We start from the raw sequence: 1869 nt of genomic DNA, 5'->3' as shown, positions 1-1869 counted from the left end.
CTGAGTTTTTTAAGTGACGTAAAACCGTGTTGAGGCCAACGCCCATAATGCGTGCACTGGCGCGACATCCGACGCCATTCATGGCCATATCAATGATTTTCTGGTGCGTACCGGGCTGAGAGGCGGTGTAAGTGAACTGTAGTTGCCATGTTTTACGGCAATGAGAGCAGAGATAGCGCTGATGTCCGGCAGTGCTTTTGCCGTTACGCACCACGCCTTCAGTAGCGGAGCAGGAAGGACATCTGATGGAAATGGAAGCCACGCAAGCACCTTAAAATCACCATCATACACTAAATCAGTAAGTTGGCAGCATTACCGAAATTGTCGATGAAGGTATCGCGCAACGCTAATCCCCTATGGATATCGATTCTGGAGAATAACAATGGATAAAATTACCCAGGTTTTATTTTCAGATATTGGGAAAGTCACCACTCAATATGTTGAAGTACCACACCAGGAACTTAAACCGCACGAAGTGCGGATTGCGCCTGTGTTGTATGGGATATGCGGTTCGGATCTGCATGTTCTGAAAGGCGGTCATCCGTTTGCCAAACCACCTGTCGTCCCCGGTCATGAAATTGCAGCGCGCGTTACGGAAGTTGGCAGCGACGTTAAAAATGTACAGCCGGGCGATCATGTTGTGGTCGATCCCATCATGGCTTGCATGGAATGCCGAGCCTGCAAAGCAGGACGTTTTAATCTTTGTGAACCACCGCAGGTTGCTAGTTTTCGCGCACCGGGCTTTGCTCGCTCACAACACATTGTTCCTGCGCGTAATTGCCATGTCGCACCAGCCTCTTTACCGCTAAAAGTGTTGGCCTTTGCCGAACCGGCGGCTTGTGCCCGTCACTGCGTTAACCGAATGCCGAAAGCTTCTCTGGAAAGCGTACTGGTAATTGGTGCCGGAACGATAGGCTTATCCATCGTGCAGGCACTGCGCATTATGGGGGCAGGTAAGATTACCGTGATTGAACCTGACGCTGCCAAACGCGCGCTGGCGTTAAAGCTGGGCGCAGCAGAAGTTTGGGCACCAGGTGAGCTGGCCGCAGATGTGCGATTTACGGGGGCGATTGATGTCGTTGCAGCGCAGGCCACGCTTAACGATGCATGTACCCGTGTATATGCCGGAGGCACCGTCGTGTGCATGGGCGTACCAAGTGGGCCGCGTGAAATACCATTACCGATGATGCAACGTTTCGAGCGTGACTTGCTCAACTCTGGCATGTACATCCCTGAAGATTTCGATGCTGTTATCGAATGGCTGGCGGATGGGCGGTTTGATACCAGTGAACTGGTTACCGATTTATTTGCCATTGAGGATGCAGCGGCGGCATTTGAACGCGCGCAGCAAAATGACTCCATAAAGGTCATGCTGCAATTTGCGCCGGAATGATTTTCTAAATCTCTGTCTGGCGCTGCGTCACGTCAGCGCCACCCTACAACAATTAAAAAGGACACTGCGATGAGTCAAATCACCAGTCCTGCAACTTATTCAATTAGTCGGCCACAGGACGTAATTGATATTGTTGGATTTGCCCCTATATTTCCAGACATCTGTTATCACTTAACCCATTACAAGCCCGCTGCCGCAGATATTCCCGTGGCGAGCGATAACCCAGCGCACTATGCGGATGCCATTCGTTATAATGCTCGAACGCCTCTGCAAGGTTCTTTGCTGCCGTTAACCCGTCTGGTTTGGGCATGATACTGATGTAGTCACGCTTTATCGTTTTCACGAAGCTCTCTGCTATTCCGTTACTCTCCGGACTCCGCACCGCCGTGTTCTTCGGTTCAAGTCCCAACATCCGGGCGAACTGGCGTGTTTCATTAGCCCGGTAGCATGAACCATTATCCGTCAGCCACTCCACT

General features: G+C 51.2%; 3 protein-coding genes. 1 reads left to right on the top strand and 2 read right to left on the bottom strand.

The window, feature by feature from the left end:
• Positions 1-262: IS1-like element transposase (locus BHE85_RS14455; protein ID WP_064195240.1), on the bottom strand; the 262-nt coding region annotated here is incomplete at its 3' end.
• Positions 263-382: 120 nt separating this feature from the next.
• On the opposite strand from BHE85_RS14455, the gene BHE85_RS14450 reads away from it, so the two are divergent.
• On the top strand, positions 383-1393 hold the full coding sequence (locus tag BHE85_RS14450; RefSeq protein WP_039064335.1) for a zinc-dependent alcohol dehydrogenase: 1011 nt from the start codon (positions 383-385) through the stop codon (positions 1391-1393).
• 145 nt (positions 1394-1538) lie between these two features.
• Here the strand turns inward: BHE85_RS14450 and BHE85_RS14445 are convergent.
• Positions 1539-1869, bottom strand: a 331-nt coding sequence (locus BHE85_RS14445) for an integrase core domain-containing protein (protein WP_000321149.1), incomplete at its 5' end; no start/stop codon positions are given.

The organism is Shigella sp. FC1567 (assembly GCF_001743015.1).
GTDB classification, from domain to species: Bacteria; Pseudomonadota; Gammaproteobacteria; order Enterobacterales; family Enterobacteriaceae; genus Escherichia; species Escherichia coli.
The sequence above is the reverse complement of the archived record's forward strand: the minus strand, read 5'-3'. Positions and strand labels throughout refer to the sequence as shown.